We start from the raw sequence: 17942 nt of genomic DNA, 5'->3' as shown, positions 1-17942 counted from the left end.
TTGCAGTTTCGCCTCTTCCGGCACACTGCTGCCACAACCCAAGATCATGACAATAATATTTCCGTTGGGCATAAGCGCGCGACGAGACGCCGACGCGTCATTTCGGTGACCAATGGGTAAATATTCTCACGCGGAAAGATGTCAGGACAGGTTCAGACTCCGCACGCGAAATGCGGCGTGGTGGTAACTCTACCGTGGGTTCAAATTGTGTTTCGGCGTGGAATATTCCGTTCCGATTGACACCCGTCCGCACTCTTACTCTCAGCGGGCGTTGCGGGGCTCCCCGCTGATCGGGGTGCGTCGGCAACGCCAGTGCCGACCAGAGGGAAGGCTTTCCCCCAACATCGCTTCGTAAATACGCAAACTCGTAAATGAGCCAGTCCGACGATCAGGAAATACGCCTCAGCAAGGCGGGACTGGTGAGATCATTCAGGCGGGAAACTCATCCATCAGAATGAAGGTCGCATCCTGTCTCTGATGGGCATTGATCTGCGGGACCAGGCGCGTGAAATGCTCCGTGCGGCAATGAGCGTCCAGCGCCGCCCGATCCGGCCATTCCTCGATGAAGATAAAGTGTCCGGGATCTTTCTGGTCGATGAACAGGTCAGAGGCGATGCAAAGCTCTTCCTCGCGGGTCTTCTCGACCAGTTCGCGGTAGAGCCGCATGACGATTTCCAAGGCTTCCGGCTTGATGAAATCCTGGGCGATCACCTTGAGCATGGAGTGTCCTTTTCGGAGACGGGTTTTATCCCGGTGCTTAGTGTCCGTTCGTCCACGGGTCCATGATGGAGACACCCGCTGCCTTGAAGGCGCTTGCGTCGCGCGTGGCGACGGCAAAACCATGAGCGGTGGCTATCGCAGCGATATAGCCGTCTGGCGTCGGAAAGCCCTTGCCGGCCTTGCGCGCCGCGACCGCCAGCTCTGCGTAATGACGGGCAGCTTCGGTGTCGAAGGGCAGGATGCGGCCCTCAAAGAGACCAAGCATGCCGTGGAGTGCGGCGGCGAGCTTTTCCTTTCGTCGCCCATCAGGCAGCGCGCCGATGCCGAAGAGAAGTTCCGCGACAGTGACGCTGGAGAGATAGAGGGTCTCTGCAGCCTGCTCGTCCAGCCAGTCGCGCACGGCTGTAGCCGGCTCCGGTTTCATCGCCTCCGAAACGACATTAGTGTCGAGGACGATCATGCAAAGCTCATTGGCTCGGCGGGCTTCCGGTCGCGGGTTTGTTCCAGCGCCTCGAAATCGGCGTTGGTCAGCCCGACGTCGCGGCTCAAGGCCGACATTGCGGAACCGATACGGATGCGGTTGGCAGGACGAACCGCCGCTTCCAGAATGTCGCGCATTTCCGCCTCGGCGCTGCGGCCATGATGTGCCGCGCGGACCTTGAGGGCGCGGTGGGTCTCTTCGGACAGGTTGCGAATGGTGACAACCGGCATCTGATAGCGTCTCCTGCAGATTGACATTTATGATATCAATATAGTTGAGATGCCATCATTTTCAAGTTTCACTCGGGAATATGTCGTTCAGTCCTGTTCTCGACTCGCCGGACGTCCAGAGTGTTTCCTAAGCAAGTCCGTATTTAACGCAGTTACGTCGGTGATTGGGAAAGAAAAAAGAAGCGCAGGGGGCGTATGATCAATCGCGGTTCGGAATGGCATCGCTGGGAGCCGCATATTCATGCCCCTGGAAGCATCCTCAATAATCAGTTCGGGGCTGCCGATCCCCGGGACGTCTACCTCTCGTCGCTCGAAGCGCTCACGCCCCCAGTCGAGGTGGTTGCGGTCACCGCCTATTACACCGACACCTACGAGGAGTTCCTCAAGCAGAAGGCTGCCCGCCGCTTGCCCGAAGTGAAGCTGGTCTTCCCGAACATCGAGCTGCGCCTGGACGTGGCCGCGAAGTCGGGTTTCGTAAACGTCCATCTCCTAGTCAGCCCAGAAGATCCCGATCACCTCAATGAGGTGAGGCGCATCCTTAAGCGCCTGCAGTTCCAAGCCTTTAATGATCGCTTCGACTGCTTGGGTTTTGATACGAACTCGTTAGCGAGGCGTTCGATCGGCGCTCGTACCGTTTAAAGACTGTGGAGTGACGTGTTTCGCAAACGTCGTCCTGTTCCAGGGTTTTCCTCCCAACTGAGGGGTGGCCGCATTCACGGCTGTCGGGGCCGAACAGTACATCGAACAGGTCGCCAAACCAACCCATTGAACACCTCGTTCTCGGCTCCCGTGACCGGAACTGGATCGGACCAGTCGTCGGTCACGGTCCATGTGGTGAGGTCGTGCTTGGGCGGCCTGCCGGGGAACTGCCACAGACAGCCCAGCAATTCCTTAAGCTGCTCCGATGCGGTAGGCGGTCGTTTGGTACGCCGGGAACGGGTGCCCAAGCCTCACGGGCAACGCCGAGCATGGTGCTCTTCCCGTCCAGGCATAGCCGACGACAATGCCAAAGTCGCGTCCGATCGCATGCTCGCCGGACCGAACAAGACCGCACTGTTCGGCGGCGCGGTGCGCCCGCTGTTCAGCCTCGATCATGTCACGGGGCGTGAACATTGCCATGTCGCGCCGGGTGAAGGTCGATTGCTGATGCGTGATAGCGTCCAGCGCCAGATGAGGATAGGCAATGATCCGCGCGCCACTGTTGCGGGCAATCTCGCGGTGCAGTTCGACGCGATCCGCTACGTTCAGCCCATCCCCCTCGGTTCGCTGTGACGGTGCGCCGATCTCGCTCTGCGGCTCCAATCCGATGATGCCCTGCGCCTCAAGGCTGCGATGATCAATCGGGCATCCATGTCGAGTTCGCCCAGCGCTCGCGCCACCGGTCCACCATCTCGGTGCGGTTTCAGTCGCGGACCTTTGGGCCGAAACCGTTCTCGTCTACGCTGTGCATTGTGAGCATGGCATGGACATGGGATTTCGGCACCCGGCACGAGACGCGATTTGATGATTGCCTGTGCTACGCGAAAGACCGGCACCTCGTTGGGGGGAGAGCGCAATTCAGAGGGTTATGGCGGAAACGTAGAAATCACCACTATCGGTCGCGGCCCGCCGCTTTTTCTTCGACAAATCAAACACCTACCCCGACTTTCAACTTTCTTATGTGTCTCTATCTGCCTAGCCCCTTGCTTGTCTCCAATCAGCGTCACATTCGCTGCGCTTTTACCTGCTCTCGATTAGTCCTGGTCTCACCACCGACTTCACGTACAAGTAATCGCCATCAAATGCGGGTATAGGCTTCTCATTTTCAGCCAGCGATCGCCGCGCCGACACGTTAGATGCTCCGATACGGCCCCCGCGCGCGCCTCAGCCGGGCCTTGAAACGTACCGATTGATCCGTACCGAACCAAAAAAGGGTTTCGATATTGGCGTTCAAAGGTGACGGCACCAAAGCGGTACGCCCCCCGCCCTGCAATGCGCAAGGGCGGAAGGCGTATGGGCCGTCACAGTTTGACTGCGGTTTCACGCGCCCAGACGCGCAATTTTGCGCAGGCTGCGTAAAACTGATGGATCGCGCTGTCGTCCTGAAGGAAAATCAGCCCTTCATCCAGATCTGGATCAATGCCGGCACGATGCAAGAGCGGCAGGGCGCCCTGCGTGAAAGCGATGAACTTGCAATGTGCAAAGGCATCCGCCACAAAATCCCGCGCCGTCGCTTCACCACATAAGCGCTCCGCCGCCTGTTGCGAAAGCACAAGTGCCACCGCATCAAACAGCACCGATTGGCCGCCATCAATCATATAATTCGCAGATATGAGGCTGCCATCTTGTGCCTCGACACCACCCACTTGCGGCGCGACAACTTCAACCACGGCACCGCCGCCTTCAAACTTCTCTCTGAGCGTGTGGAACACGTCAGCATCACAGCTTGCACCCACCAGCACACCGAGCTTCCGCCCCGCGAAGCTCGCAGGACCGTTTTTGATGATGCTGAGCGCAGGAGAAGGCTCAAGGTCCTGTCGCGGCATAAGCGCGGTGTCTGCGGCAAGTGGCATCGCCTCAATGCCGAGCTTGTCTGCCACCTTGGTCGCCAGACCCTCATCAATGTTGAGCAGGTGTGAAACCATTCTCTCCCGGATCGTCACATTCTCGCATCGGCTTAATTCAAACGTCAGAGCGGCAGCGATGTGATGCTGTTCCGTCTCGGTCTGGCTGATGAAAAACTGACGGGCCTGGCTGTAGTGATCTGCAAAGCTTTCAGGGCGAAGCCGGAGCTTGCCACCGCTTTCCTCCGCCGGATAGGTCGTGTAACCGGCCCGCGGATCCTCTCGCGGCTCCTCCTGCCATGAATTGGGCTGATAATTGACCCGGCCCACCGGGTTTCGCATCGCCATGTGTCCATCCTGCTGAAAATGATGAAACGGACATTTGGGGGCGTTGATCGGCAGATGCGTGAAATTTGTGCTGCCAAGCCGCTTAAGCTGCGTGTCGAGATAGGAGAAATTTCGGCCCTGAAGCAGGGGATCGTCCGAAAAATCGATACCCGGGGGTACATTCTGCGTCATGAAGGCAACTTGCTCGGTCTCGGCAAAAAAGTTATCCGGCATGCGATCCAGAACCAGCCGGCCAACTGGTATCGGGGCGAGAAGCTCTTCAGGAATAATCTTGGTGGGATCCAACACATCAAAATCAAAACTATCGGCAAATGCCTGGTCGAAGACCTGCAAATTGAGTTCCCATTCCGGGAAATCACCGGCCTGAATGGCATTCCACAGGTCGCGGCGATGAAAGTCCGGGTCCGCGCCATTGATCTTGACTGCCTCGTTCCACAGCACCGACTGCAATCCAAGCTTTGGCTTCCAGATGAATTTCACGAAGGTGGATTCGCCCTTGGCATTAACCAGACGGAACGTGTGCACCCCAAATCCCTCCATGAACCGGAAGGACCGCGGTATGGCGCGGTCAGACATCACCCACATGATCATATGCATGGATTCCGGCGTCAGGCTGATGAAATCCCAGAAATTGTCATGCGCCGACTGCGCTTGCGGAAAACCGCGATCCGGCTCCGGTTTCACCGCGTGAATGATGTCAGGGAATTTGATCGCATCCTGAATGAAGAAGACCGGTATATTGTTGCCGACAAGGTCCCAGTTTCCTTCCTGGGTGTAGAATTTGACGGCGAAACCGCGCACGTCCCGCGCCAGATCAAATGACCCTTTCGATCCTGCCACCGTGGAAAAGCGGACGAAAACCGGGGTTTTTTCGCCGGCACGCTGGAAAAGATCCGCCCGTGTATAGGCAGCCAGCGACGCATAATTCTCGAAAAAGCCGTGCGCGCCATAACCGCGCGCATGCACCACGCGCTCGGGAATGCGCTCATGATCGAAATGAAAAATTTTCTCCCGGAAATGAAAATCCTCCATGAGAACCGGGCCGCGCGCCCCGATCTTGAGACTGTTCTGATCGTCGGCTATTGGTGCGCCCTGGGCGGTTGTCAGTCGCGCCTTGCCTTCACGGACAGTCTGATGAAGCTCTCCTCCGGTCCCTCTTTCGAGTTTCTGGTCGTGAATCGTGGCGGTTGCTGGCTGGCTTTTTTTGGCTGGCATTCGCTCATCTCCCTTCAAGATATGCGCGCCTAACTTGCCGATTGGTTCAAGGTTCCCAAATCTCTTGGCGAGAGCTGTTTTTTGCTGTCACTGCCCGCTCAAAAAGGACGTTCAGCGGCATGTCGTTAGAAGGTGCGACCAATGCCGCGTGTGAAGCGTGAAACATTTTGGATTTGCTGCGGTTAGGTCATCGTCGACAGCGCCGATCTGCAATCAGGCAAATGCGCGCTGACTGGCGGATCGATACGATGTCCGCTTTGCGGTCCGTCACACTCACACAGCGTCCGACAAGCACGTGCTGTGCTGGAGCAGCCAACAAAGGATCAATCATGAGCAGCCCATCGCAAAAGCCGTTGAAAGCCCTCGCTCTCAATGCCACCTTGAAAACCTCTGAGAAGCAGTCCTCGACACAAAGGCTGTTATCCTATGTTGACACTGCACTCGATCCGTTCGGTGTTGTAACCGAGCATGTGCTTTTGACAGACTTCACCATCGCGCCGGGCGTCAGCTCGGATGAAGGTGGAGACGATCAATGGCCCCAGTTGCGTCGCAAAATCATCGAAGCCGACATTCTTCTGATCGGCACGCCGATCTGGCTCGGCCAACCATCCAGTGTCTGCAAACGGGCGTTGGAGCGTATGGACGCATTCTTGTCGGAAACCGATGACAAAAACCGCATGCCATCTTACGGAACGGTCGCGGCTGTCGTCGTGGTGGGCAACGAAGACGGGGCGCATCATGTTTCGGCCGAAGTTTTTCAGGCGCTCAATGATGTTGGTTTCACATTGCCCGCCAATGCAGTCACCTATTGGGTCGGCGAGGCCATGCAGTCCACCAATTTCGTTGATCTCGATGAAATCCCCGAGACGGTGGTCACCGCAACCCGCCTGCTGGCGACAAATTGTGTCCATCTGGCATTGGCTTTGAGAGACAAACCCTATCCTGGTTTCAAATAGGATGTCCCGCAAAAAAGCCGAATGATTTCAAAGAACCCACGTGCTGGCACCCGGGCAGACAACGATAACTCGGCCCGGGATGGAATCCCTATGCATCAATTTTGCGAAGGCGCACGCAATGCCGGTCGACTGACATAGGGACTTTCGCGCAGCCAGAAACGCCATGCAACATCCTGCGCGCGGCTGATCCCAATCCGTGGTCCCGCTTCTATCCGGTCAGAAGGTTCTGACCCGATGAGCTCGAATGGCCAGTGATCGAGCGGGGCCCCATCCAGCTCATCTGTGACTGCGAGTGCTTGGGCAAGCTTGGCAGGCCCCGAGCAGAGCGCCTTCAGATCCTTCCTCCGCCGTCGTTGCTGCATCGTTTCAATGCCACTTTCCGGAGCCAATGCCCTTAACAGAACGGCAGAACCGTCCCAACAGACGAAGTTCAGGCACCAGTGTAATCCATAGATCCGGTAAACATAAGCACAACCGGGCGGACCAAACATCGCCCGGTTTCGGCGGGTGGGGCCGCGGAAGCTGTGCGAGGCCGGATCGCACCTGTTATAGGCCTCTGTCTCGACAATTGTCCCACCAATACCCCCGATAAAGAGTTGCCATCCAATGAGTTGTGGGGCGACCGCACTGGCATCTCGCGCAAAAAATGCGTGCAAAGAAATCCTCTTTCTATGCTCATAATCCGAGAATCTGGCTGCGATCCTCTGTAAAGATATTTGTTTCGCGCCTTTAAGCGCAATGATGGGGTCAACCGATCCACGATCAAAATCATTGCCCGCCGGTTGGTGATACCGACAGCACCGAGCATATCGGCTACGCGTTATCACCGCAACTGGGTTCACCAAGTATCGCCGTCCCTTGCACGCCGCCGTATCACCCGCGAGAGTGGTTTTTGTTCACCCCCTCTGATGTAACACAAGCGTTGCCAGCCCCACGTCAAAACGCCCTATTGTTGTAGCGGCAATTCAGCCATGTGACTCAAACCGCACAACCTTGCCCTGGGCTCGATCGAGATCACGCCGCGCTTTTTTTGATAGGCGGGGCCCGGCCATAAAGCCAAGTTTGGCATACACACATAGGCCCTGCGACAGCAGCAGTCACTTGCCTGATTTTAGTGTGGGAACAAATGCGTTCTGCCTGGGTTGGGCGTCATAAGCGGCAGCATTATCTGCCTCGGTGTCGCAGAACAACCGGTCGATATGAAGTTGATATAAAGGAGACGAAGATGCCAGCGAAATCAAAAGCTCAGCAACAAGCCGCCGGGACTGCACTTGCGGCCAAACGCGGCGATAAGCCAAAGCGTGAACTGCGCGGGGCCTCAAAGCAGATGCAGCATTCAATGAGCGAAAAGGAACTCAAGGAACTTGCCTCTACCAAACAAAAGGGCAAGCCTGCGCATAAATCCAAAACCTGAACGCCACGCTGCCAACGCAATCGGCCAGCCGCTTCACCAGCAAGCGCCGAAGGAGGAAATCAACGGCGTAGACACGGAGAAATGGCGTTAAAGCCGCCTATTTTTTCACGCCATGCTCTCGACATGCCTTCGCGTCCATTCCGGGCGCGCATTTGCGCTGCTTTTCAGCCTTGGATTCCGCTTCTTTCTTGCGCTCACGCTGCATTGGTGGGGGATTCTCACTCTTGGGCTCAACAGGCTTTTGAGACGTTGAGGGAGACGTCCCTGGTACTTCGGGTTCTTGGCCACCAGACTGGTTCGGCGCGCCCGACTCCTGTGCGAGTGTTATGCTGGACACAGAAAGCGTCGCGGCGATCGTCATAACCAAAGCGATGGACATAAGATTGATTGGTTTCATCGTCTCACTCTCTTTGCTCTGCGTCTTCGCTAACAATATACCGCGCATATTGTTCCCGGAACAAAATCGCCGTTCGTATCATGGATTCAAAAAGAGGCGCGCATGGCAAGATGCCTTTCACCGCCTTGAGGCCATTCAGGCGCCGATGCGGCGGCACAATCACGAAGCTGAACAATGCCGGAAGAGCAGACACCCTGTCGGATCTGCAGCTTTGTTTCGTCGGCGCCTAAAACCAGATACTCACAATGGGCGTCGAAGCAAATGACCGGCCTGAGACAAATCAGTTTTTTGACGCGCGACGCCTGTTCTCAACACCGTTTTGAGGCGAAAGCACTTCTCTCACGCAACGAACCGCACCACATTGTGAGATCAGGCGGCAGATCAGGCGGTGGATCCGGCAATCCGTTCAGATCAGCCGCTCCCCAATAGCAGGAAAGTCAACGTTCCAGACAAGATCGGGAAGACAACCACCGAGGCGGCAAACAGCCATCCGTCCAATCGCGAGCGGACCGAGGGGCGGTTAAAGAACTTGAGACCATCCGATGAGCGCGCACATTGATACATCACTAAATAGCCAATGATTGTTACAAGTCCCATAGACCACGCGAACTCCTGCACCGGGGTTGGGTTACCCGGCACGCCCAGAATCCACGGCAACAGCAGCAAGCCAAAAACACAGGCCGTAAAACCTGCGAAATGTCGTCTGAAGAAGCTTGGAACCATCTGAAAACCCGGCCGCGTTGTTCGAACATCGACAACTTATAGCAGCTTTCTCGCTCGGCAAACTCCCGCTCGTCCGCCGGCGCGCGACAATTATGCGCCTTTCGTTCGCTCCAGATCAACCGGCTTTCCCAATCTTTTTCTTCAAGCGCAACAGGCACATCGGCATTGGCCGGGATTCCGACCCGCCCATCAGTTTCAATATCGGTAACAATACCAACCTCAACAGAGTGAACATGGTCGCGATGGCCTGGTGAATGATCGGCTTTTGTATTTGATCCGATTGCCTTCGAGCCGGTCAGCGGTGCACATATGCACAGCATCTGCGCCGATAACCGCCATATTCTCATGAATTCTGTGCTGCGGCGCCATTTCCGCCGCTGGTGAAACCGACACGTCTTTGAAATCGCCCATCACCGAGCGATCGCGATACCGCAACGATAACAGCCGGGTGTTCATACGGCCCTTCCTTATTTGCGTTGCTGATTAAATCCGCCGCCACGGATAGTGTGAGACCCTGCCAGACTGCCTTGATCGCCGACACGCTCTTCCCGCCCCTGGCCAGTAACCGATAGCTGTCTCGCCACACGCACCCGGCCTCTTCCTGATATAACAGTATTTTGAAACTTTCTCCCGCATGCCGAGTTAATGCAGGGGAGGAAACGGCGAATGGGTTGGTTGGTTACAGCGCTCTCTGGCGCGCTTGTGGCGTTAATTATTTTCATGGTCATTGCGGAGCACCGTCGCAAATGATGTTTCTCGACGTCGCTTTGTCTGATCAAACACTCCTGGTTGTCGGAGCCATTATCGCAACAGCTCTGGCCTGCTTTCTGTTGTGGTGGTTGCCACATTGAAAGGCCATGATCGCTCAGGAGAAAGTTGCCAAGATATTCACGCGTAGCGACGATGATCGTCACAATGTTCACAACTCCCGCCCGTTCAGCAACCGATGCTGAAGTGGTGGGGGGGGCGGAAATACCGCAGACGCCAGGGACAAGCGTGCATCGCCAAGATTCGAAGTCAATTGCGACGCGAGCGGCAACCTTATAACGATCATGACTGTCGACTTTCAGTCGGCGAGGCAAGCGGACCGCGCTTTGGCGATTGCTGCGCAAAATGCCATTTTGCAACGGGCCCGTCAGACCCGTATGCGGTCACGAACCATCCGGGTGGTGTTGCATGAATGCGAATACAATTCCCATGCTGCTCTCATTGTGAAAAAACCGATGCGCGCGCCAAGCCCACGTGGCTGCGCGCAATCAGGCCACGGGCCCGAAACGATTCAACCCTCGAAATTTGATAGGGATCGCATCATACCAGGGCCTCGCGACGGGTTTTCACACAGAGCTTTCGGACGCTTCCGCTACCGGTTGCGAGCGGCACGGCGTCTCAGATATGATTGTCATTGAGGGTATAAGCACACGGTCGACTTGCTCCAATATCGCTTGGTCCCAACTCCGATACCACGAATAGGCTGCAGGTTGCGGCTGATCCCGATTATTCTTAGCTGTGTTTCTTGACAGTTAGCCGAGCCTCCTTACTTCACTCGTCATTCACATCCTGTGGATTGGAGGGACTTCAAATGCGTAAAATTGGACTGTGCTTGGTTGCACTGATGGCAATCTCTGGATGTACATCGACCGAAAAAGACCTCAGCGTTGGCACCGTTGCCGGTGCCGCCATTGGCGGTATTGCCGGGGGTGGTCGGGGCGCTCTGATCGGGGCTGGGGCCGGCGCAGTCGGTGGTCTTCTTGTTCGAAATCTGCGCAATGGCAGCTGCCAGTATCGCGATCGACATGGACGGATTTACACGGCACGCTGCCGCTAAAATCAACTGGGCGGGGTCAAATCCCCGCCCAAATCACCGAATTCCCAACGCGCGATCCTTTAAAACCGCATCCTCGCAAAAGCGATGCGACTCCGGCCCTTCACCCTGAAGCGATTCCAGCCTTCTGGATCAAAGCTGTTGGGATGTGTGATCTTCGTGGCGCCCAAACGGCGTCGCATTTGAGCCCGAGCGATCGCTTTTCTTTTTTAAATCTTTGAAACCAAAAGCCATGAGCTGCGTTTTTCTCGCGCATCGCAGTCTTCGCTGCCCACCAATTATTTAGAAGGAATAGTCTCAATGGCAAACGAACCAGAAAACACTGTCGCCGAACAGATCAGCGAACTTCGTAGCCAGCTGAGCAGTCTCTCGTCGCAGCTTGCCGATCGACTGGGATCTGCGACCGATAAGGCTGACAATGCGTTGTCATCAGCCGCATCAGCCTTTGACGATGTTGCCTCCAATGCGCGCTATCACGGGGAACGAGTTCTCAACGCTGCACGTGAAAATCCCGGAGCGACAACCGCGACGCTGGCAACGGTTGGTATTCTGGGGGTGCTGGCTGGAATGCTGCTCGGTCGCTGCCGTCGCTAAGCGCGGTTCGACACGGCAATCAAAAAGGGTGGGCATGCGCGAATAACCCACATACCCGCCCTTACACTTGCCTGCTCGATCCAATAGCGCCTCTGCGAGAGCAATCCTCAGCTTACGCGTCGATTGTCCTTGCTGGTGCTGACACCACTGCGTCGAGGCGCGAAACACCAAACCGCTCGCATTGATTGTCGCGGGCGCAGATGATGATGACCATGCAGCCTCCTTTGGGCAATTGCATCAGGGCTTGATCTGTGACACCCGGATTTGCACGCTGACCCAACGAGGCGATTGGTGGTGCGGTAACCGCGCCGGCGGCGCCGTGATCGCTATCGCGCTTTTTGCTGTGGTACCCACAATATTTTGCTTGCGTCCACATGAAGGTCGCGCGCGACGCCCAAAACTCGGTTCTTAAGGCCTTGCGTGAGTTTGGGCTGACGCGACAACACCCAGAAGTATTTATTCGGGTTGGGGCCCACGACAATTGCCCATTGGTAATCGTCATCCAATGCAACAATATTATAGCCGCCGTAGAAGGGTGGGAAGAACGAAACCTTCAACGCCCCGACATCCTTTGCCGCAATGAACTTCGCTTTGCCAATCGCTTCGCGATACTTCCCGTTTGCCGGATCATAGCCACCATTCACAACCCTAATCGTGCCGTCGCGGTTAAGCGAATACTGTGCCGTTGTGTCGGTCATCCCGCGTTCGAAGCGGTTCTCAATGCGGCCAAGTTCGTACCACTTGCCAAGATAACGGGTTGCATCGAAATTGCGGACTGGGACAATTCCCGCCTGTCTGTTGACAGATTTGGCGTAACCGGCACAGCCAACCAGCGCAAGGAGAGAAAGCAGAACGAGTATTCGGTATTTCATCGGGCCACCTATTGTTTTCCTCTCAGCGCTAGATAGCGTTGCCGCTTTCAGTTTCAACAGGATTGCGCCGCTTAAGGGTTCTCCACGACCCTAAAACCTCCGCAACCGCAATCAGCCGCAATCGATTTTCTTCGCAAAGCGCAGCAAGACCTGCGTCAGGCGTCATTGGCCCCGTAAAGCCGGCCATCAATCCGGGGCGGCCAGCCCCGTTCTCCTGCGCTGATATCCTCCCTCCAAATTGGTGTTGTTACCATTCGGCAATCGTGATGGATTAGCCTGCGCTTGTCTCCTGCCCTTTCAAGCGCTTTGCTCCGGACTCGGTTGGCTGCCACGTTTACACAACTGTCCGGAGCAGCCTTCGCGCCTTTGCCGCGCTGGGCTTCGCAATGCCTCGATGCAGATAGCCTGCGGCTGATCAAGGGTTCGGTCGGCCCAAACTGTGATCCTTTCGCTAAGCCCCATCATCTGTGCGGCGCCGCCACTGCCCCGGCGTAATAGCTCGCGATATATTGGGATGTTTTTTCGCAGCGCTCCCGGCTTAGTCTTTGTCGCATTTTTCAAAGAGATCACTTATGAACTATCACCTTAAATCCCTGTCAGGGGCACTCATGGTCGCCCTGCTGTTTTCAACGGGTACCGCACAGGCCTGTAATTCAACTATTCTGACGATCAAAGACTGGTCCATTGTTGCAGCAGGAGCCAAAACCGCGCGTTTGGCAACAATCATTCAGTCCAATGTGGCGCAAAAAATTACCCTGATGAACGCCTCTATCGTTTTCGAAGATGCCGCAGGCGACATGTTGTTTTCATCCTATATTGATCGGGGTTTAACATTGGCACCACACGACACGCACGGATTTCAAGCATCCATTATGGAGATGGAAACGCTTTATCACCTGCGCAAACAGGCGGTCAAAGCCAGCGTCTGTCTGCGATCCTTGAAGTATAGTGACGGACGCATCGTGAATTTTGACTGAGCACACTGCCAAAGGCTGCGGACCGGTCATAACGTCTCCGACAGCAAGGGCAGCTGATCAAGTGTCTGCGACGGCATCCAGTTCAAATATGCCCCCAATAAGAAGGTGTTTCGCAGCTTTCATTAAGGACTATATCTAAGACCACCAACTGAGTGACAGGCCTTAACACAACAATTCCATTCTTAAGGGCAGATAAAGAGGAGCGTGCTGATGACACCCACCGAACAGCTTCATCAACAGATGATCTTCAACCTTGTGGCCCGGGTTGAGGCTGCCGAAAAGCTCGCTTGTGCAGCCCTCGCGATTCTCTGCGAATTGCGCGGAACTGCCGCCAGTGAGGTACAACTGAGCCTCGATCAATTATTTGCTCAGTTCGCCCAGCACGCATCTTCAAGCGCCCAGGGGGAAACCCCGCTCCATATCGCCACCTGGCTCAAAAGTCGGGAACAGGAACATCTCGCCATGGATCGGCAGAAGATCAATGCGCAGATCGCCAATTTTGCATTCTTTCCCAAGGCGGCCGGAAAAACCCAGTAGCCATTCACGACGGCGATTGCGCGACGTGGCGTCGTGCGGCGTAAAAATACGAGCAAACGCCGCAATGGTCTCTCCATGTTGCGGTCGACACAACATAAAATAAAAGTATATTATTATATAATGATTATATAATATTTAGATTATCACAAATAGATCTTGAAAAAGCAAGCATATTAATCTATATTATACTTGCATGCATCGCAATAGATGCATGTGGAGAATGAACGACCCCTCCTCCGGCAAGGTTGGAAGACGATAAATACCAAATTTTCCGTAGTTTCCAGCCTTGCCACTCCCCTCGTTTCAATTTCCTGACCCTCTCTTGAAAAAGCCCCAACACCCATTCTCAGAAGCGCTGCAGCCATCCGCGACTGCCCTATCCAGTCAGCGCTATAGGCTTTAAAGGCGAAGCCCCGAAGGCAGGTGGCACCTCGACGCCACAACCACCTAAAGTGAGATGTGATCGCGTTCAGACTTATCCAGGGAAGCATTGAGCACGCACGCCACAGGGTTGAATCACACTGTCACTGGGAGTAGATTAAAAGGATAATGACCCCTCCTCATCGGCTCCAGGATTGAAGCGACCCTATGAAATTTCCCGGCAAACGTTTGATCGTAGAATATAAGAATCGCCGCGCGCGCAAGAACGTGAAATCGCTCTGGGGGGATATCAATATCAAGGAAATCGCACGCGCGGTTGAGGATGACACCGCAGCAGCCTCCGATACACAAACACACACGCCTCAAGGGCGTGCGCAAGAAAAGCCGGTCGCAAAAGCAGCAGATGCGGTTGCTGCGCCAGCAATGGCCGGCGGTCGCATCCTGGCAGCAATGCCGCCTGCTCCCGCCATCGATAGAGCGCCGCCGCCACGCCAAGCCCAAAAAACCGACAGCGAATTTGCTGTGCCATCAAAGCATGACGGAGCGGCGAAACCCACGCCCAAAGAAGGTGCTGACAACAGCCCCGGCATTGCTTCGGTCGCAGATACAACAATCGCGGCGAAGCCAACTCCGCAGCCAAAGCCTGCTTCGGGTCAGTCCGACCTGTCAGACAAAGCTCCCACGCCAGTGCCGGTGGCTGCCGGCAGCGACGTGAGCGTCGCACCGCTTGCCGTTCGCCAGCCCGTGTCGGTCGACCAAGCCTTTGCAGCAAAAAGCGAGCCCGACCGCCTGCCCAAAAAAGTGCGCAATGATAAGCCCAGAGCGGTCCAGCACGCTCGCGGGCAAGCGCCACGACAGCCCTTGGTCGGATTCTACCAGCTCCCGGCGGATTTCAACGAGGATCTGGCCAAATTGGAGAAGGAAAACCACGATCTCAAGCAATTGCTGATCAAACAGTTGCAGGCGGAGAACAGACGCCTGGCACAAATGATCCTGCGCGCCTCCAGTCCAATCGAAACCGAGTGGAACGGCCAGCGCTGAGCGCGCCCTCACGCACAATCCCCGGCAATCTTCGAACTGGCAGAATTGCCGGTTGACGATCGCTGCAAATGGAATGCGTCGGGCAGAACTAAAATCCTTCATCGCTGGCGGGAATACGGATGTCGGCCCGCAGCCCATAACCATAGGCTGGAACGCCCAGCGCGATCGCTGCTGACAGTCGCTTGGCTGCATCGGCTGCGATCGTCAGACCCAGTCCGGTTCCCTCCGGTCTCTTGGAACCCGGGATGCGGAAAAAGCGCTGAAACACCGCCTCGGCCTGATGTGCGGGGATGCCGGGACCGGTGTCGCAAACCTGAACCAGCCATGTATTATCGCCGGCACCGCCAATCAGCACCTGGACACGCCCCGATGTCGGGGAATATTTCACAGCATTCTCGAATATATTCTCAAACAGCAGGCGCAACAGGGCTTCATCGGTGTCCACCCAAGCGTTTTCACAGCCTGAAAGCACCACATCCTGTGCCTTGCTGCGGATCGTCTCACCCAATTCGGCAAGAATCGATGCGGCGACGTCATAAAGATTGACCGGACTGATTGTCAGGTCCTGATGGTTGACCCGTCCGGACTGCAACAATTGCTCGATAAGGCGAAGCGCCTTATCATTACTGCGGACAAGATTGTTTAGGATCATCGTCCTCTCTTCTTCCTGCTCCGCCTGCTGCAGCATCTGAAGCAGCAGGCGAAGACTGGCTTGCGGTGTCCGTAATTGATGTGCAACATGATCCGCAAATTGTCGTTCAGCGGTCAGAGATCGATCAAGCTTGCTCAAAAGCAGATTCACCGATTCCCCAAATGGCAGTAGATCGCGCGGCAATGTCTCGGTGGTAATCAGCGACAGATCATCGGGGGAACGGTTACGGATCTGCCGCACAAATCCATGCACTGCGCCCAGACCTTTCTGAATGCCAATCCATATTAAAACCGTGATGATCGGGATTAATACGATCAAAGGCAGGATCAGATTAAGCAGGATCTTGGCGACGAGATGACGACGCAGCATCGTCTTCTCGGCGACTTCGATGACAATGGGAGCTGTGGAAATCTTCAGCGTGTAGACCCGCCACGGCTCACCATCATAAAACGCTGTCGAGAGCCCCAGAACCGACATCGCCTGATCAGGACTGAAAGCGCTGGCAGAGATGATCGAAAGATGATGGCCTTTCCAGACGCGGAACATCCGCGCATCCGCGAAATCCCGAAGATTGGTGTTGAGCGCCATTTGATCGCCCATTGTCAGGTCTGGATCATTGAACTGGCGCGGAGGGTTGAAGTCGTGCTTGAGGATGTAATTCTGCAGAAGGCTCCACAGCGTGTTCGCATCGGTGATCAGCTGCGCGTCATAGATGCGATTGATTTCATAAGTCGCACTCTGAAATGCCAGAGCACCAATGACGACGAGAGCCAGCAAGCTCGTCGGAGCAACCCGAATGATCAGCGACCAGGCGAGCGTTGGCTTTTTCATCGCTCGATCATGTAGCCGACCCCTCGCATCGAGGTGATGAGTTCGGCCCCCAGTTTCTTGCGCAGATTATAAATGATGACTTCGGTCGTATTGCTTTCCACCCCGGCCTCGGCGCTGTAGAGAGCATATTCAATATCCCGTTTGGTAACAAATCGTCCCGCACGTTCCATTAAAAGTTTCAAAACGCGAAACTCCTTGGCAGGCAAGGAGACAGTCTGACCTTCCAACCGCGCGACCATCGCGCCGGTATCCACTTCGAGACGCTGACATTTGAGCACGGTTTCAACGCGTCCCTCCTGGCGCCGCAGAAGCGCTCTGATCCGAGCCAGCAATTCTTCGAGATCAAAGGGCTTGACCAGATAGTCATCCGCACCGGCATCAAGGCCCTCCACGCGTTGAGAGGACAAGTCACGCGCCGTCAACAGCAAGACTGGTATGGTGCTCCCTGTCAGCCGAAGGGCGCGCAGCACCGCGATACCATCAATATCCGGCAGGTTGACGTCGAGGATAACCAGTCTGAAGTCCAGGACCTGAACAGCGTGCAAGGCCGATTCACCATCCTGCATCCAGTCAATGCCATAGGATCGCTTCTCCAGCGCTTTCGACAAGGCTTGACCAAGCACCAGATCATCTTCCACCAGCAATATGCGCACTGCCTACCCTGTTCCAATCGCAAGATCTTATCATCGGACCTGCCGCTCTTTGTGAAGATGCAGTGCTGCAGGTTTCGTCGCGCCTCGGAAAAGAAGCTTTTCAGCGCCAAAGCCGCGCCAAGATGGACGGCTTTCGCAGCAAAGACCATCACAACTTCAGGCCACAACTTTATGGGTCCTCCTTTCTTGGGTGTATCATTTTCGTGGGGGAGGATGCAGAATCTGGGAAACGGCATTTGCCGCCAATTCCAGGCTCATGGCGACAAAACTCAGTTTCGCTTCAGCGTGGTCTCAGCATCGCTTCACGATAAACAGCTAGGATGCGCTCCACGATGACCGCGCAACGGACTGTTCATCTCTGTGAAATAGTCCCGCGCAATATTGCTTGTTTTGAGGGATCATGACCGTAAAGGGGAGGCAAGGACAATTCTGCGACATGCGTTCGGCGCTGTCCTTTCGCAGTGAGTTGTCCGCTGTCGTTCCCCCGATCCGACGGAACCGGCTTTTACATTTTGAAGAACCGTCAGCAGCAGCCCTCACACATCCGCGTCGGAT

At 55.5% G+C, this 17942-nt stretch carries 18 protein-coding genes and 2 pseudogenes; 8 read left to right on the top strand and 12 right to left on the bottom strand.

All coding sequences use genetic code 11. From position 1 onward, the window contains the following. Positions 1-429: 429 nt before the first annotated feature. The 3 genes from QBD00_RS22315 to QBD00_RS22305 are packed head-to-tail and all read right to left on the bottom strand — an operon-like array spanning position 430 to position 1431. Positions 430-720 carry a putative quinol monooxygenase gene (locus QBD00_RS22315; RefSeq protein WP_318580565.1) on the bottom strand — a complete coding sequence of 97 codons (291 nt, stop codon included), beginning with the start codon at positions 718-720 and terminating at the stop codon, positions 430-432. A 37-nt stretch (positions 721-757) separates the two neighbouring features. After that, complete coding sequence (locus QBD00_RS22310) at positions 758-1180, bottom strand: type II toxin-antitoxin system VapC family toxin (RefSeq protein WP_151095724.1); 423 nt, start codon at positions 1178-1180, stop codon at positions 758-760. Next, positions 1177-1431, bottom strand: coding sequence for a FitA-like ribbon-helix-helix domain-containing protein (locus tag QBD00_RS22305; protein WP_318580564.1), 255 nt, complete (start codon positions 1429-1431; stop codon positions 1177-1179). Before QBD00_RS22305 ends, QBD00_RS22310 begins: the two co-directional genes overlap by 4 nt. Positions 1432-1626: 195 nt before the next feature. Here QBD00_RS22305 and QBD00_RS22300 point away from each other — a divergent pair. Then, a pseudogene (locus QBD00_RS22300) lies at positions 1627-2049 on the top strand (ATP-binding protein); the annotation flags it as partial. Positions 2050-2374: 325 nt separating this feature from the next. Here QBD00_RS22300 and QBD00_RS22295 read toward each other — a convergent pair. Together QBD00_RS22295 and QBD00_RS22290 are read right to left on the bottom strand one after the other, a co-directional pair. Next, positions 2375-2911 (bottom strand): annotated as a pseudogene (locus tag QBD00_RS22295) (Ti-type conjugative transfer relaxase TraA); the annotation flags it as partial. Positions 2912-3431: 520 nt separating this feature from the next. Beyond that, on the bottom strand, positions 3432-5537 hold the full coding sequence (locus tag QBD00_RS22290) for a catalase (RefSeq protein WP_318580563.1): 2106 nt from the start codon (positions 5535-5537) through the stop codon (positions 3432-3434). A 329-nt stretch (positions 5538-5866) separates the two neighbouring features. Here QBD00_RS22290 and QBD00_RS22285 point away from each other — a divergent pair, with 329 nt between their 5' ends. Then, complete coding sequence (locus QBD00_RS22285) at positions 5867-6493, top strand: flavodoxin family protein (RefSeq protein WP_191793961.1); 627 nt, start codon at positions 5867-5869, stop codon at positions 6491-6493. Between the two features lie 95 nt (positions 6494-6588). Here QBD00_RS22285 and QBD00_RS22280 read toward each other — a convergent pair whose 3' ends face one another. After that, complete coding sequence (locus QBD00_RS22280) at positions 6589-7155, bottom strand: DNA-3-methyladenine glycosylase (RefSeq protein WP_151095779.1); 567 nt, start codon at positions 7153-7155, stop codon at positions 6589-6591. 563 nt (positions 7156-7718) lie between these two features. Between QBD00_RS22280 and QBD00_RS22275 the strand changes: the two genes are divergently transcribed. Next, a complete protein-coding gene (locus tag QBD00_RS22275) occupies positions 7719-7907 on the top strand; it encodes a DUF3008 family protein (protein ID WP_151095713.1) in 189 nt (62 codons plus the stop codon). 97 nt (positions 7908-8004) lie between these two features. Here the strand turns inward: QBD00_RS22275 and QBD00_RS22270 are convergent, their stop codons facing one another. The 3 genes from QBD00_RS22270 to QBD00_RS22260 all read right to left on the bottom strand — a co-directional run bounded on the left by QBD00_RS22270 (position 8005) and on the right by QBD00_RS22260 (position 9483). After that, entirely contained in the window at positions 8005-8304 is a 300-nt protein-coding gene (locus tag QBD00_RS22270; protein WP_151095710.1) for a hypothetical protein, read from the bottom strand. A gap of 411 nt (positions 8305-8715) precedes the next feature. Next, positions 8716-9027 (bottom strand): hypothetical protein, encoded by a 312-nt coding sequence (locus tag QBD00_RS22265; RefSeq protein WP_151095707.1) that lies wholly within the window; start codon positions 9025-9027, stop codon positions 8716-8718. A gap of 219 nt (positions 9028-9246) precedes the next feature. Continuing rightward, a complete protein-coding gene (locus QBD00_RS22260; RefSeq protein ID WP_318285429.1) occupies positions 9247-9483 on the bottom strand; it encodes a DUF2171 domain-containing protein in 237 nt (78 codons plus the stop codon). A 1123-nt stretch (positions 9484-10606) separates the two neighbouring features. Here QBD00_RS22260 and QBD00_RS22255 point away from each other — a divergent pair. Together QBD00_RS22255 and QBD00_RS22250 are read left to right on the top strand one after the other, a co-directional pair. After that, complete coding sequence (locus QBD00_RS22255) at positions 10607-10852, top strand: YMGG-like glycine zipper-containing protein (protein WP_151095704.1); 246 nt, start codon at positions 10607-10609, stop codon at positions 10850-10852. A gap of 297 nt (positions 10853-11149) precedes the next feature. Further along, positions 11150-11443, top strand: coding sequence for a hypothetical protein (locus QBD00_RS22250; RefSeq protein ID WP_151095701.1), 294 nt, complete (start codon positions 11150-11152; stop codon positions 11441-11443). A gap of 326 nt (positions 11444-11769) precedes the next feature. Here QBD00_RS22250 and QBD00_RS22245 read toward each other — a convergent pair whose 3' ends face one another. Continuing rightward, a complete protein-coding gene (locus QBD00_RS22245; RefSeq protein ID WP_151095698.1) occupies positions 11770-12315 on the bottom strand; it encodes a lipocalin family protein in 546 nt (181 codons plus the stop codon). A 572-nt stretch (positions 12316-12887) separates the two neighbouring features. Here QBD00_RS22245 and QBD00_RS22240 point away from each other — a divergent pair. From QBD00_RS22240 to QBD00_RS22230, 3 genes are all read left to right on the top strand, one after another. Further along, on the top strand, positions 12888-13292 hold the full coding sequence (locus QBD00_RS22240; protein WP_151095695.1) for a hypothetical protein: 405 nt from the start codon (positions 12888-12890) through the stop codon (positions 13290-13292). Between the two features lie 210 nt (positions 13293-13502). Further along, the gene (locus QBD00_RS22235) at positions 13503-13829 is read left to right on the top strand and encodes a hypothetical protein (RefSeq protein WP_151095693.1); all 327 of its coding nucleotides are present in this window, start codon (positions 13503-13505) and stop codon (positions 13827-13829) included. Positions 13830-14417: 588 nt separating this feature from the next. Further along, the gene (locus QBD00_RS22230; RefSeq protein ID WP_318580562.1) at positions 14418-15251 is read left to right on the top strand and encodes a hypothetical protein; all 834 of its coding nucleotides are present in this window, start codon (positions 14418-14420) and stop codon (positions 15249-15251) included. A gap of 88 nt (positions 15252-15339) precedes the next feature. Here QBD00_RS22230 and QBD00_RS22225 read toward each other — a convergent pair whose 3' ends face one another. Both QBD00_RS22225 and QBD00_RS22220 read right to left on the bottom strand, forming a co-directional pair. Next, positions 15340-16734 (bottom strand): ATP-binding protein, encoded by a 1395-nt coding sequence (locus tag QBD00_RS22225; RefSeq protein WP_318580561.1) that lies wholly within the window; start codon positions 16732-16734, stop codon positions 15340-15342. Then, positions 16731-17387: a response regulator transcription factor gene (locus tag QBD00_RS22220; RefSeq protein ID WP_151095684.1), complete on the bottom strand. Its 657-nt coding sequence runs from the start codon at positions 17385-17387 to the stop codon at positions 16731-16733. Before QBD00_RS22220 ends, QBD00_RS22225 begins: the two co-directional genes overlap by 4 nt. Positions 17388-17942: the final 555 nt, after the last annotated feature.

The organism is Ochrobactrum sp. AN78, from assembly GCF_029909885.1.
GTDB lineage: Bacteria > Pseudomonadota > Alphaproteobacteria > Rhizobiales > Rhizobiaceae > Brucella > Brucella quorumnocens.
The sequence above is the reverse complement of the archived record's forward strand: the minus strand, read 5'-3'. Positions and strand labels throughout refer to the sequence as shown.